This is a genomic window from Armatimonadota bacterium (genome assembly GCA_016789105.1).
GTDB lineage: Bacteria > Armatimonadota > Fimbriimonadia > Fimbriimonadales > Fimbriimonadaceae > UphvI-Ar2.
Genome location: JAEURN010000004.1, coordinates 130,136 through 144,141, shown reverse-complemented (window position 1 = coordinate 144,141; position 14,006 = coordinate 130,136). Strand labels below are relative to the sequence as shown.

Below are 14,006 nucleotides of genomic sequence, written 5' to 3'. Positions count from 1 at the left end.
AACCAGGATGCAACTCCTAACCGACTGGGACGGATTCCTTGCCGAACTCCAAGACCGCTGGCCCCGGGGAACAAGGGTTTATTTGGCCCGTGAAGGCAAATCCACCGTCCTCACCGTGCGGGACGAAGAATCAAAAGCAATCTACTGTTGCCGCCACAATGCCCCCATCGGCGAAGTGGCCGCAGCCCTGCAGGCCCTTGGGCACAGCTGCCACAACGGCGCGTGGAGCACCGCCTCGGAAAACCGGCCGCCTGATGAGATCTTTGTTTCCGCCGTCGCCTATTTCAGCGATGGGAAGCAACCGGGACTGTGGGTTGATGTCGGCACCCACTATCCAACTCCGTCTTCCGTCATCGCCAAGCTGCTGGCCGAATTCCATGCCGACGGTACCTTGTCCGACACCGACCACGACACCTTTCACAAAGTCGCCCGACCCAATGTGGTGATCCTCACGCCAGACCACATTCAAAATTTCTTGGCCGCGAACGCGAACATCGATGCACCTGGGAATCCCGATGACGGACGAAAAGTTTGAATCCCAGCTGCGCCGGCACAAAGATGCCGTTTACCGGCAAATGCTGCGCGTTTGCGGCAACCGGGAAGATGCCGAGGACGTCTTGGTCGAGGCCATCCTCAATGCCTACCGGCACTACGAAAACCTTGAGGATAAAGAGCGGTTCCAGGCCTGGCTTGCCGTCATTGGCCGCCGAGTGTGCGGCCGTATCAAAAAGAAAGAATCCCTCCTTCCGCTCGTCGAACTTGCCGACCGCCATCCCGCTGTTTCGGAAGAACCCGACTTTGAAACCAACGAACTGGTGGCAAAAGTCCACAATGCCCTCAATGTTCTCTCACCCGATGAACGACCCGTCTTTGAACTGCGGGATCTTCAAGGGATGTCCGGAGAGGAGACTGCCCAGCGACTTGGGATATCGGTTGCCGCCATGAAATCCCGGCTCCACCGGGCCCGGGCAAGAATCCGCAAGGCCCTCGATCACTGTTTGGACTGTGCGGAAACTTGAGCCTTCCAAAGGTCTAAAACCGCCAACGCCATCTCCATTTGGCTGCCCGTATCCGAATTTCGGAACAGGATCACTGCCCAACCGTCCGGCCGCTCCCGGTAATAGGCGGATGTGTAACCAAACGTCGTCCCGGTGTGGCGGAGCGCTCCGGGATCCACATACCAGCCGAATCCATAGTTGCCCGCATTGGGGAATGATGGCGTCCATTGTTGGTCCAAGATCGACCGGTCTAGCCTTCCAGATCGTAAAGCCAACTCATATTTGACCATGTCGCCCAGAGTGGAATGCACGCCGCCGCTCCCGTTGAACATCTGGGGGCGTTCACGGGTCGGGATGACGAACCGACCGTCCTGCCAACGATATCCAATGACTTCGTGGGGGTAGGCCGTGCCTTTGGTGTAATAGCCCGTCCCCGTCATGCCAACCGGGTCGAAGATCAGTTTCTTTGCCAGCACGGGCAACGGCGAACCCCCAGCCTTTTCCACCAGGGCCCCCAAAAGCCCATAGGCGTAATTGTTGTATCGGAACTTCGTTCCGGGAGCCGTCTCTAGCGGGTCTTTGCCAACCAAGGCGACATAGGCGTCAAGCGTGTATTCCTTGGCATAGTCGAACCCCTCGGGATCGGGGATGCCGCTCGTGTGGCCCATCAAGTGCCGGACCCGCATCCCACGCCAGCTTTCCGGCCCTTGGGGGAACCACTTCAGCACTTCGTCATCCAGGCTCAACTTCCCCTCCTTTTCCAAGCAGAGCGCCACATAGCTGCACATCTGCTTGCTCAGGCTTGCAATCCGGTGAACGCTGTTGACGGTGAACTTTTCCTGCTTTTCCAAATTCGCAAAGCCGTATTCCCGCGTTGCCACATTGCCTTTGGGGTCAATGACGGCAAAAACAACTCCCGGCAGATGGTCTGCGGCCATCCTTTGGGCCACAAAGTCGTCGACAGGATCCGCGAGAGCCAGGGCGGAACCTATCGCCAAGACGAAGGCAAAAACCATGTGCAAGCGGGGCATCAGCCCCCATTTTGACCGGGAATTCACTCCATTGCCCGGCATTCTCAACTCAGTTTCACATTGGCCGGCCAAGTTCGGCTATATTGGATCGTATCAGTCTCCGACAATGAATAGCCGCTCCGCCTTTACCCTGATTGAACTGTTGGTTGTGATCGCGATCATCGCGATCCTTGCCGCCATCCTTTTCCCCGTCTTTGCCCAAGCAAAGGCGGCGGCCAAAAAAATCACGAGCGTCAGCAACCTCAAGCAGATCGCCACCGCCGTGCACATCTACATTTCTGATTACGACGATGTCTTGCCGATCACCTATGCGCCGAACCCGGCGAACCCGGCGCAATACAACCACGGCGTCCTCAATCCCGCGGGATCTTGGTACACGCCAACTAATGCCTTGACAAGGGCGGCTTTTGAAAGCTCTTGGGCAACCAACACCTACCCCTACACCAAGAACTACCAGCTGCTCTACGATTCCAACAGCGTGCCGGTGGCGGTGACCTCCAGCCCCTATCCGGGAGCAGTCCCCCCAAGCTCGGCCCCTAACATCAGTTACACTTACAACGGCAACCTCAACGGCTACAGCCACACCGCCGTGACCGCCCCCTCGCAACTCCCCGTGCTGTGGAACGGGCGGGGCCGTGCCTCTTTGACCGGGTGGGCCTTTGCAAATCCCCCGATGTTCTGTTACGACACGACCCAAGTTTGCAGCTACCGTCCCCCAACCCCTGGGTGCCCCATCAACAGCGGCAACGGGAACTCCTCGTTCCTTAGCCTCAATTCGCGCAATCTTGGCTACGACCTACACATGGGGGGAATCATCTTCACCTATGCCGATTCCCATGCCAAATGGGTCAAAATCGGCGTGTATTCGACCGGCAACACCAATCGGCTCAAAGACCCGTTTGCCAGTTACAACGGGACCAACCAACCGGTTAGCCGATGGTCGGATCAGTACCAGTGCCACAGCTACCTGTTCCGGCCCGATTTCGATTTCGGGAACGAACCGGGAGTCATCGAATAGGCCCCGCTGAATCGAATCACCGGCATTCCGGCTCTTAGGGTTTATGCTCAACGCCTCCGGGTGGGCGGCCACCTTTGCCGTCGGGTTTGTGCTCGGCCTCCTGGGCGGCGGCGGCTCCATCCTCATCGTCCCTGTGCTCGTCTACCTGTTCCTGTTCTCAGCCGAACAATCCACCGGCCTCTCCCTCCTCGTCGTGGGCCTTTCCACATTGATCGGCCTCTTTGCCTCGGGTGCCTTCAAGAGCGTTCAGATAAAGACGGCCCTCACCTTCGCCCTTCCGAGCTCCCTGGGGGCGTTCCTGGCCCGCAAGGTGTTGCTGCCCGCCACGCCACACATGGTTGGGCCCCTGAGCCGCGACACGTTCCTCCTTGTGCTATTTGCGGCTTTGATGCTGGTTGTCGCCTACCGCATGGTCCGGCCAGAAAAGGCCGGCTTGGCCGGTGATTCTAAACCAAATGGTTCACTAACTTTGGCAGAACTGGCAAAGACTTCCATGATCGGGTTGTTTGTCGGCATGGTCGCCGGATATTTGGGGGCCGGAGGGGGGTTCCTCATCGTCCCCGCCCTTAACCAAACCCTTGGCTTGCCGATGCCGTTAGCCATCCCAACGTCACTCGCCATCATTGCCGCACAGTCGCTGATCGGTTTCACGGGGGCCATTGGCAACACCCATGTCGATTGGCCTTTCTCAATCGGGCTGACTGCTGTCGCCGTGGCCGGCCTGGTCACGGGAACGCAGTTCAAATCAAAAGTCAACCCGGCCAAACTCAAACCGGCATTTGGCTATTTCGTGCTGGTGACCGGGGTGTTCATACTCGTGCAAGAACTCGTGGTCAAGAAGGCCCACACCGGCTGAATCCTTTCCAAAGCCGACGCCTCTCCCCAGATAAGACGCCATGAACATTTCATTGGAACAACTCGACACTCTTGCCCAAGGAAACGCAAAGCCGACACTGATCGACGTGCGGAGCCCAGGCGAATTTGCCGCCGGGCACATCCCGGGAGCAGTGAACATCCCCATGGATCAAATCGAATCCCGGCTTGCCGATTTGGGAGAAACCAGTGTCGTCCTCGTCTGTCAATCCGGGCAGCGCGCGGGCATCACCTGCGAGCTGATCCAAGATCGACACCCTGACCTTAAAGTTTTGGACGGCGGCACCAACGCATGGGTTCAGGCGAACCGGCCCGTCGTCTCCAGCACCCAAACCCGGTGGTCTCTCGACCGCCAAGTCCGGTTGGGGGCCGGTGTCCTCGTACTCACCGGCGTTTCGCTCGGATTCGCCGTCCACCCCGGCTGGTTCGGACTTGCCGCGTTTGTCGGGGCCGGACTCACGTTCGCCGGACTCACCGATATCTGCGGCATGGCTTTCATCCTCGCCAAAATGCCTTGGAACAAACCCGCAAGATCAGACAAATTTAACCAAAAGGTACAACAATCATGATCCTCAAACGCTTCTACGACGAAAAACTCGCCCATGCCAGCTACCTCGTCGGGTGCCCTGGCGCCGGCGAAGCCTGCATCATCGATGCCAACCGCGACCTTGACCAATACATCCAAGCCGCCCAGGCCGAAGGGTTGCGCATCACCAAAGTCACGGAAACCCACATCCACGCCGATTACCTCAGCGGTTCCCAAGAATTGGCCGAAGTCACAGGTGCCGAGCTCCTGTTCAGCGATGAAGGGGATGCCGATTGGAAGTACGACCCGGCCATCAAGGCGACGTTGCTCAAAGAAGGCGACTCCTTCCGAATCGGCGCCCTCCGCTTCGATATCTGGCACACGCCGGGCCACACCCCAGAACACATCACCCACATCCTGACCGACGAAGCCACATCATCCGAACCCGTGGCAGCCTTCACGGGGGACCTCGTTTTTGTCGGCGACGTCGGAAGGCCCGACCTCCTGGAAGAGGCTGCCGGGATCATGGGGACGGCCGAACCGGGTGCCCGCCGGTTGTTCCACACCTTGGAGCGGTTCAAAAGCCTGCCCGACAGCATCCTGATTTGGCCCGCACACGGCGCCGGGTCGGCCTGCGGCAAATCGTTGGGGGGTTCGCCAGTCAGCAGCCTCGGCTACGAAAAACTTTCGAACTGGGGCCTGCGGCACAACACCGAAGAAGAGTTCGTCAAAGACGTCCTTGCCGGCCAACCGGAACCCCCGGTCTACTTTGCACAAATGAAGATGCGGAACAAAATGAAGGCCGCCAGCTTCCGCAACCGGGTCGTCCCCGCGCAACTCACCGACCCAACTTTGGCCAAAGATGCCGTCATCCTCGATGTCCGGCCGAGCATCAACTATCTGGGCAACCACGTCACGGGTTCCCTGCATGCCCCTGTCGCCGCCCAGGGCTTTACCACTTGGGCCGGGTGGTTTGTGCCTTATGACAGCCCCATCGTCTTGATCGCCTTGGATGCAGACGATGCCCGCCAAGCCGTCAAAGACCTGAGAATGATCGGCCTCGACCATGTGGTTGGATTTTTTACTGAAAAGGCATTGGCCGCGTTCCCCGGTGCAGGAATGGAACTCAGATCCACACCAAGTGTCCCTGCAGGCAGTTGCGCTATCGAAGAAGGCTCCCTGCTCGACATCCGCGGCCTTGGGGAATATGTACTCCACCACCACCCGGAAAGCACCCACATCCCGATGGGGTACATGGCAAAGAACAAGGACAAAATCCGCTTCGACGCAAAAACTTTCGTCCATTGCCAAGGCGGCACCCGGTCGCCGGTGGCTATCAGTGTGCTCGAGCGGATGGGCCACCAGAACCTGGTGAATGTCCAAGATGGGTTCCTTGGATTCAACTTGGCCTTACCCGAAACCGCCTGCGTCTAAACGATCTGGCCAGCAAGCCCCCGCGCCCAAACGATCAAGGGCCGGGGGCTTGCCCGGCTCGGAATTCAGCCAATTCGGCCTTGGCTTTGGCCCCGACCTCCTCCAGGCGGGACCGCCACCCCCTTTCAAAGGGCTCCAAGAGTTTAACGATCGCTTCGGTGACGATCCGGTCGCGCCACCATTTCTTATCAGCCGGAACGACAAGCCAGGGAGCCTCTTTGGAGCAGCACCGGCCGATCGCCTCGCTGTAAGCGTGCTGGTAGCCATCCCAGTGTTCCCGCTCTTTCCAATCGCCGACGCTAAGCTTCCAGGACGCATTCGGGTCGTTCTCCCGTTCGAGCAGCCTCGTTTCCTGTTCCTCTTTGCTCACATGCAAAAACACTTTGAGGATAATCGTGCCATTTTCGGCGAGCATCTTCTCGAAGTCATTGATATGGCCATACCGCTTGCGCCAAACCTCTTCGGGGACAAGGTTGTGAACCCGTACAACCCCGACATCTTCATAGTGCGAGCGGTTGAAGATCGTGATCTCGCCCTTCCCGGGAGTTTGCGCATGGCACCGCCACAAAAAGTCGTGCGCCAGCTCCGGGGGGGTCGGCACCTTGAAACTTGCCACCCGGCAACTCTGGGCATGGCAAAAGCTCAGGATATGCCGGATCGTCCCATCTTTGCCCGCCGCATCCATCCCCTGCAAAACAATCAAAAGCGAGTTCGTCCCGGCAAAGAACATCAGGTCGAACAGTTCTTCCATCCGCTCGCCGAGCTTTTGGGTCTCGGCACGCACATCAATCTTCACCGCCGAATCCGGCGCGGTTGTGGGCGAACCCGACAGCTTAAAGCCGGGATCGGGCTTGACAACCCACTCCCCATTGTGATTGGACATTGCACGATATTTTGCCACTAGAGGACAGATCGCCACCGAATCCTGTCACACTCTCATTCCGTAAGGATTCAAGAAGCACTATGGAACCGACCGCAGAAGAAAGACAAATGGCGATGATCGCGCACATCGGGGGTGCCGTGTTGGCCCTCTTCACTGGGCTTGGATTTATCGTCCCCCTCGTGCTCTACCTCACCAAAAAGGACCAATCTAAATTCATCGGGTTCCACGCTCTCCAGTCTCTGATCCTCCACGGCGTGGTTTGGGCCGTTGGGATCGTGCTGGGAATCATCACCGCCATCTCGTGCGGGATTGGGGCCTTGGTAACCGTCCCCATCGGCCTGATCGCGGGGATCGGCGCTCTTGTGCTCATGATCATGGCTGGGATCAAAGCCAACGAAGGCCAGTGGTACATGCTCCCGGTTGCCGGCGATTACGCCCGCAAATCGATCGGCGTCTAAGCGGCATCTAAACAATCTGCTGTCCTGGCACAGGGTTTTGGTAAGATCGGAAAACCGCCGATTTGGCGGTCAACCGCTATGCGTCTGTCAACCCTTCCCCTCATCGCCGCACTCCTGGTCGCGGCATCGCTCCCCGCCGTTGCACAAAAAAAGGTTCTCACCCACGATGTGTACGACTCGTGGAAGTCGCTGGTCGGAACCCGCCTGTCTGATAACGGGGCTTGGATCGCATTCACAATCAGCCCGCAAGAAGGCGACAACACCTTTGAAATCAAAGCCACCAACGGCTCCAAGTCCTACAAGTTCGAGCGTGGCCAAAACATCCAGTTCTCAGCCGATTCGCAATACGCCATCGCCACCATTACCCCCACAGCCAAAGAACTCAAAGAAGCAACCGAAAAGAAAGTCCCGACCGAAGACCGTCCCAAAAACTCTCTGCTTATCCTCAACCTGGCGACGGGGCAAGAAACCCGACTTGAAAAAATCACCTCGTTCTCCCTCGCACCCAAGGGAGGCGACTGGATCCTTTACCGGCCCGAGCCGCCCAAGAAGGAAGAGCCGAAGCCAGCCGCCAAACCGGAAACCGATTCCCAACAACCGCCGGCCGCTCCGCAAAAGCCTGAAGACAAAAAAGTCGCCGGGCACGGCAACGGGGCCACAATCGTCCTGCGCAACCTCAAATCTGGCAAAGAGATCAAGTTGGACAACATCGGGCTCAGCCAGTTCAACGAAACGGGTACGCGGCTTTACTACACGTCAACGCCCGAAGGGCTGACCGGCCACGGCGTGTTTGCCCTGGATCTTGGCAATGAAAAATCGACACCGGTCATGGAGGGTCTGGCCCAATACCGCCGCATCGCCGTCTCCGAAGACGACAAGCAGGTCGCCATCCTCTGCGATATCGACGACTATCGGGGAAAGGAGCCTTCCCACTCAATTTTTGTGGCCGGCACCGATGGCAAGAACCTCCACAAAGTGGCAACAGCCGGGGATGCCGGAATGCCCGAAGGATGGATGATCAACAAATCTTCAACCTTGCGCTGGAGCAAAGCTGGGGATCGAATTGAATTCAGCACTGTGCCCAAACCCAAAACCGATGAGAAGCCGGCCCCGGCCGACACATCCGACAAAGCCGAACTCGACGTGTGGAGCTGGACGGACAAGGCCCTGCAACCCGAGCAGTTGCTGCGGGTGAACGCCGAGAAAAATCGCACCTACTCCGCCATCTACGATCTCAAAGACAAACGGGTGTACCAGATTGAAACCTTGGCCCATCCCGATGTCACGATGCCCCGCAACCTCAACGGGGATTACGGCTTGGTCAACGAAGACAAGTTCTCCGGGGCTGGCGCCGTGCCGGCTTATGTCGGCCGGCTCAACATCAAAACCGGGCAACTCTTCCAAATCGCCGACGACAGCTACCTCTCCGCCTCATTCTCACCCACCGGACGTTGGATTATGCTCTTTGACCTGCAATCCAAACTTTCCATGGTCATGGATCCGGCAACTGGGGACTCAAGAGCCTACAGCGACCGTGTCCCGTTCCCGATTTTCGACATCAACGATGACCACCCGACCGGGGGAGGGCCCTACGGCGTTGCCGGATACACCAAAGACGACAGCATCGCCTTTGTCTACGACGAGTTCGACATCTGGGCTGTCAACCTGACCAACGGCGACCAAGCCAAATGCGTCACCGGCGGATATGGGCGCAACTGGCGGAGGGTCGTCCGGTTCGATGCCGTTGACCCGGAACTGGAATACATCGATCCGTCCGTGATGCGCTACTTCTCGGTTTTTGACACCACTTCCAAACAGGACGGCATAGCCCGTGGGACATTCGATGCCTTCAAGTCGCCAAGGGTGCTTTTCATGGAAGATGCCCTCTTTGGCAACCTGCAAAGGGCGCGCAATGCCGAAGTCTTCTTCTTCCAACGCGAGACGGTCAAAGACTACCGCGACGTCTATGTGAGCTCAGACGCTGACCTGGCCAATGCCAAACGGTTCAGCGACGCCAACCCGCAAACCGCCGATTACGTTTGGCCGACAGTCCAACTCGTCAACTGGACCAGCCTTGATGGCCAACGGCTGCAAGGCAAACTCTACCGGCCCGACAATTTCGACCCCACAAAAGAGTATCCGATGATCACCTACTTCTATGAGTTGGAATCGGATTCGCTCAACCAATACCAAACCCCCGGTCCCAGTGCCAGCGTCATCAACATTGCCTGGTTTGTCAGCAACGGCTACTTCGTGTTCGTCCCCGATGTGACCTATAAGACTGGGTATCCCGGCGAAGGGGCCATGAGTTGTATCGTCAGTGGGGTCAACCATGTGGTGGAAATGGGAAATGTCGACCGTAAAAAACTTGGCATCCAAGGCCAATCTTGGGGCGGCTACCAAGTTGCCTATTTGGTAACCGAAACCAATATGTTTGCCGCCGCCGGTGCCGGTGCCGCGGTCAGCAACATGGTCAGTGCCTATGGCGGCATCCGCTACGGAAGCGGACTGGTGCGGCAGATGCAATACGAAGGGGGGCAGTCGCGCATCGGAGGGACGCCGTGGGAATATCCTCTCCGCTACATTGAAAACTCGCCGATCTTCTTTGCCGACAAGGTCCAAACCCCGTTGCTGATGATGAACAACGACAAAGACGGTTCGGTGCCCTACACCCAAGGCATCGAGTTTTTCACCGCCCTCTGGAGACTCAAAAAGCCCGTGTGGATGCTGGTCTACAACAACGAAGACCACAACCTCATCCAGCGCAAAAACCGCAAAGACCTTTCCGTGCGGCTCGGTCAATTCTTCGGCTACTACCTCAAAGGTGAGCCCATGCCCGTGTGGATGAAAGAAGGAATCCCAGCCACCAAGAAGGGGACTTACGGATTTGAACCGGCAGGATCCGGTTCTGGTGCCCCCGCACCCGAGCCAACCGTGGTTCCTTAGCCGGCAACGGGTTTCCCATTTTCGGCAACGGAAATGGGAAACCCGGATAGTTGTCAAGTTCCGACACCTGGGAATGACGGCGCCGTTTACAGGCCTTAATTAGCCAAGCGCGGTGGCCCACGAACGTCCACAACTCCACTCTGGGCGCATCCGCGCCTCAGCGGAAGCATTGAATTCCCAGAAACTGGCGGCGATATGGGCCGTCTACTACACGGGCGGTTTGGGTTGCCGCACAAGGGCATGGTCAGTGATGGGCACTGGGCTCAGCAAAGCGCTAACAGAAATCGCAACAGATCTCCTGGACTTTTTCAGCCGTGTCTCCCTCCCCGGATCAATCGTTGCTGCAGCCATTATCATCGGATGGATCTGGATCAACTCCCAAAGGCAAGAAGTTGCAGAACGGCTGAAGGCTTCAATCGCGCCATGGACTCAATGGGCTGGCACATTCGTCGCCATTGCCCTGACAGTCATGGTGTCGTGCCGGATCCTTGACTCCGTCAATGACATCTTTGAAGCGCGATCACAAGCTGAGCTGTCTCAATCATCCCAAGGTCGCATCGCTCAAGACGTTGGGCCACTCTACCAGTCGGGCCCGACCATCGTAAATCGCGTTCAAAAGTCGTATTCTCGGACTCTGCGCCTCCCCAGCGATGTCTTTGATCAAATCGGACAATACGGGACTTCGATTCTTGCCCCTTACTTAGGCGATCCCTCGGCAGACAATGTCAAAGAGCTTAAAGATGAATTCAAACGAAGCGGAAACGAGCTCTTTGTCACTCGGACAGTTGTGCGCGATGACGAAGAGCCATTGCCATTTGAGTCAGCAACTGTTACCATCCGCGCCAATCGGCTCCCAGACTCCAAACCGGCCGTCCGCGCATTCAATATGGATTTTGATGCGACGTACACATTCAAGAACAACCAGTCCCAAACGCAGAGGATGCGGTTCACTTTTCCCCAGCCAGACCAGCAAGGGCCCCTTTCGGATTTCAGCCTGACCGTGGGCAACGAAAAAGTGATCGAGCCCGACGAAAACGGCTGGCTAGTTTGGGAAGGTGACGTGCCCGGTGGGCAAGAATTAGATGCCCGCGTTGCCTACCGCACTCAAGGTTCGCGGAAACTTGTCTACGGCCTAGCTAGCGACCGACGCCTCATTAGAGACTTCAAGCTGAGCTTCATCTCCAATATGACTTACAAGGTGACTGAAGGGGCGTCTTTGCCGCAAGGTGGAACGGGATCAACAAAAACCTGGCAGCTACAAAATGTACTCAGTGCATCTAGCCTTGGCATCTCATTCCCTGCGAATGATGGAACCGGATTTCTTGTTGCAAAAGTGCTCGGTTTTTCGCCAATAATGATTGTCGTTCTAGCCGGAATATTGCTCTACCAAAGACTTCCGCTTGCTACCATTTTAGGGGTTTTGCTTTTTCAATCCCTTGGCTTTGCCGTCATCCCGGCCCTCACTCCCTACATGTCTTTGTTAGTGGCCGCCCTGCTTGGTGTCGGGATAGCGATTTTGTTAAGCGCAAGAATTTTGAAGTCCAAGATCATCCCTCTTCCCATCATCGTTCTCGCCATGCCAATGGCATTCTTAACCTGGATCCACGGAGGGGTGATTTTTGCGGGCGCCTTCACCCTCGTCGCGGCATTGATTGCATCTGATCTGCGGAAAAGTCCCAACACGGAAACCGTTGCCTGATTTCCAGAAACGCTAACCTAGAAAAAAATGGCGGAGAGGGTGGGATTCGAACCCACGGTAGGTTGCCCTACACCGCATTTCGAGTGCGGCGCACTAGACCAACTATGCGACCTCTCCGGGCCTCGGTAGTCTAACCCAAAAGATCGGGATGACAGGGACCTTACCTCAGGTGAGGTTCCAACTCATCTTGCCGGTAAGGGCCCGTCCAAATGCCGTTGGAAAAGAGCCGCAAGCCTGGTGCCCCACCCTCCAAGCGGACCAAGGGCAAGCCCGGGTGCCGGCCCTCCCAGTCGGCAAAATCCACTTCCCCGCTAAACCCAATGATTTGCCCGCGGTGCATCCGCAAAATCGCAACGGCCAACCCACCAAGATTTCGGGGGGATTCGCTCAACACCCAGCTAGATTGAGCCACTGCAGAATCTCGGGCCCGGATCAAGCTCCCCCGGTGCGATTTGCAGCCCGGCCACGCGGAATAAACCGTGCACAGCCGGATCAATTCCCCGACCGGGGAACGCGACACGCCGTCGAAAACCGGCGGAGCGATGACGGGCCGCCAATTCTCATCAAAAGCCGATTGGTCGCCACACCACAACGACTTGCCAGAATCTCGGTAAAGGAAAATGGCGCGATCCAGCACCTGAACCCCGTCCCAGGCATCGTCCACCTCCCCCCCAACCAGATAGGCCTCCCAAGCTGCTGCCGCATAGGCCAAATAGGTCGGCAGCCCAACCGTGAGGCCATCCTGGGAAGGCGGACCTGCCACCACGTCGTCGATCCCGGCCCGCATCCGCGACCTCAACTGCCGGAAGGCGTTTAATGCAACGTCCCGCCGATCTTCGTCGCCCATGATCCGAGCCGAATAAAGCAGAGACTGCACCGCGTCGGCTTGTGCCTCAAAGGAGACCATCTCGCCGCGGGGGCCCTCGGGTTTCTCAACTTGCGCTCGGAGCTTTTCAAGCACGCCCGCCAACCGCTGACCGCCATCGGCCCAATCGTCGATGTCAACCATCCGCGGCAAACCTTGGATGGGCATGCCATACCGGATTCCCAACCCCTTTTCGGCCAGTTTCAGCTCCTCTTGCGTCAAAAACCCTTCCACCCGCCGCCGGGGGAACGAGTAATAGGGCGACCGAAACGCATCTTCCCATTGGACATAATCGCCGGCCGACGAGTCTTCGCGGCAAAAGCGGTCGGCAACGTAGTCAAACTGCCACTTGGCGGCCCCCAAGTGCCGGGGCTGAGACCCGGCCACCCAAAGCCGGGCCAAAACACGGAGCATGCCCGCATTTGAAAATGAAGACTTGGAAAACCGGGTTGTTCCGGTTTCCTCCACCCAAGTCTCAAAGAATCCCCCCCAAGTAACGTCGCACCGGGTCGAGCCCAACAGGGAGTCCACCCATTCAGCAACCCGGTCGGAGTGGCCGGTATCGATCAAAAAGTCCGCCTCGTATGGCACCAAACGGGAATAGGCAGCCAACGCGTTCTCCGCCTTGGCCGCATAATCGTCGGTTTCGGTGCCCCCAGATTCAATGGCTCCCCGCAAGCTCAAGACTTCTTGCCGGGCGGCATCGTCCAGGTTCTGATCCGTGTCGACCGCTGCCCGCAGAATGCGGTTCATCGTGGCGATGAAAACAGCTTGACTCATCGTTGAAAGCTCCCTTTGGCCTATTGAAGAGACGACCCGCCCATCTCCCGTCACCACACCGACAAAAAAGTCCGGGGCATCTCCCCGATTGGCCCGCGCAATCGCCAACGGAGCCGCACGCCACGCCGGGTCAGCCAACAGGTCGACCCGGACACAGACATATTTCTGACTGAGGAATTCGGCGGCTTCCACGGTTGAAAGCAACTCGTCGATGCGTTGTCCCGCCGCCGACCAAGGGGCAGCGGCAACCAGAAAGATCGGCCGGTCGCGACGCTTCGATTCGGCAACCGTTTCCGGCCCCCAAGCGCGCCACAGAACCTTCTGCTCCCGGGCCATCCGGATAAAATCCGCCGGCGAGGAATCCAAGTCGCGGTTCACCTCCGGCTCGACAAACGGGGCGGCAACATGCCCGACCGTGGAAACCACGACAAAAAATGTCGCAACAAAGGCGGTGGCGGCATAGCTTCCCCGGCGACCCCAAACGGACATGCCCCT

Annotated in this window: 12 protein-coding genes and 1 tRNA gene; 9 read left to right on the top strand and 4 right to left on the bottom strand. The window is 57.7% G+C overall.

The window, feature by feature from the left end; genetic code table 11:
* Positions 1-7 precede the first annotated feature (7 nt).
* Complete coding sequence (locus tag JNM28_03590) at positions 8-535, top strand: hypothetical protein (protein ID MBL8067508.1); 528 nt, start codon at positions 8-10, stop codon at positions 533-535.
* Positions 516-1,019, top strand: a complete 504-nt coding sequence (locus JNM28_03585) for a sigma-70 family RNA polymerase sigma factor (protein MBL8067507.1) — start codon at positions 516-518, stop codon at positions 1,017-1,019. The genes JNM28_03590 and JNM28_03585 overlap by 20 nt, the downstream gene beginning before the upstream one ends.
* Here the strand turns inward: JNM28_03585 and JNM28_03580 are convergent.
* Complete coding sequence (locus JNM28_03580) at positions 992-2,029, bottom strand: beta-lactamase family protein (GenBank protein MBL8067506.1); 1,038 nt, start codon at positions 2,027-2,029, stop codon at positions 992-994. The genes JNM28_03585 and JNM28_03580 overlap by 28 nt on opposite strands.
* Positions 2,030-2,135: 106 nt before the next feature.
* Here JNM28_03580 and JNM28_03575 point away from each other — a divergent pair, with 106 nt between their 5' ends.
* Genes JNM28_03575 through JNM28_03560 form a run of 4 tightly spaced genes read left to right on the top strand, consistent with a single transcriptional unit; the run spans position 2,136 to position 5,880 of the window.
* The gene (locus JNM28_03575) at positions 2,136-3,047 is read left to right on the top strand and encodes a prepilin-type N-terminal cleavage/methylation domain-containing protein (protein ID MBL8067505.1); all 912 of its coding nucleotides are present in this window, start codon (positions 2,136-2,138) and stop codon (positions 3,045-3,047) included.
* A 43-nt stretch (positions 3,048-3,090) separates the two neighbouring features.
* On the top strand, positions 3,091-3,903 hold the full coding sequence (locus JNM28_03570; protein MBL8067504.1) for a sulfite exporter TauE/SafE family protein: 813 nt from the start codon (positions 3,091-3,093) through the stop codon (positions 3,901-3,903).
* Positions 3,904-3,943: 40 nt separating this feature from the next.
* Positions 3,944-4,489 carry a rhodanese-like domain-containing protein gene (locus JNM28_03565; GenBank protein ID MBL8067503.1) on the top strand — a complete coding sequence of 182 codons (546 nt, stop codon included), beginning with the start codon at positions 3,944-3,946 and terminating at the stop codon, positions 4,487-4,489.
* Positions 4,486-5,880 carry an MBL fold metallo-hydrolase gene (locus tag JNM28_03560; protein MBL8067502.1) on the top strand — a complete coding sequence of 465 codons (1,395 nt, stop codon included), beginning with the start codon at positions 4,486-4,488 and terminating at the stop codon, positions 5,878-5,880. The genes JNM28_03565 and JNM28_03560 overlap by 4 nt, the downstream gene beginning before the upstream one ends.
* A gap of 34 nt (positions 5,881-5,914) precedes the next feature.
* Here the strand turns inward: JNM28_03560 and JNM28_03555 are convergent, their stop codons facing one another.
* Complete coding sequence (locus JNM28_03555) at positions 5,915-6,763, bottom strand: polyphosphate kinase 2 family protein (protein MBL8067501.1); 849 nt, start codon at positions 6,761-6,763, stop codon at positions 5,915-5,917.
* Positions 6,764-6,843: 80 nt separating this feature from the next.
* Between JNM28_03555 and JNM28_03550 the strand changes: the two genes are divergently transcribed.
* The 3 genes from JNM28_03550 to JNM28_03540 all read left to right on the top strand — a co-directional run bounded on the left by JNM28_03550 (position 6,844) and on the right by JNM28_03540 (position 11,866).
* Positions 6,844-7,221: a DUF4870 domain-containing protein gene (locus tag JNM28_03550; GenBank protein MBL8067500.1), complete on the top strand. Its 378-nt coding sequence runs from the start codon at positions 6,844-6,846 to the stop codon at positions 7,219-7,221.
* Positions 7,222-7,299: 78 nt separating this feature from the next.
* Positions 7,300-10,167: a S9 family peptidase gene (locus JNM28_03545; protein MBL8067499.1), complete on the top strand. Its 2,868-nt coding sequence runs from the start codon at positions 7,300-7,302 to the stop codon at positions 10,165-10,167.
* Between the two features lie 250 nt (positions 10,168-10,417).
* The gene (locus tag JNM28_03540; GenBank protein ID MBL8067498.1) at positions 10,418-11,866 is read left to right on the top strand and encodes a hypothetical protein; all 1,449 of its coding nucleotides are present in this window, start codon (positions 10,418-10,420) and stop codon (positions 11,864-11,866) included.
* 28 nt (positions 11,867-11,894) lie between these two features.
* Here the strand turns inward: JNM28_03540 and JNM28_03535 are convergent.
* Both JNM28_03535 and JNM28_03530 read right to left on the bottom strand, forming a co-directional pair.
* Positions 11,895-11,983 (bottom strand) — tRNA-Ser (locus JNM28_03535).
* Positions 11,984-12,026: 43 nt separating this feature from the next.
* Complete coding sequence (locus JNM28_03530) at positions 12,027-14,000, bottom strand: DUF255 domain-containing protein (protein MBL8067497.1); 1,974 nt, start codon at positions 13,998-14,000, stop codon at positions 12,027-12,029.
* Positions 14,001-14,006: the final 6 nt, after the last annotated feature.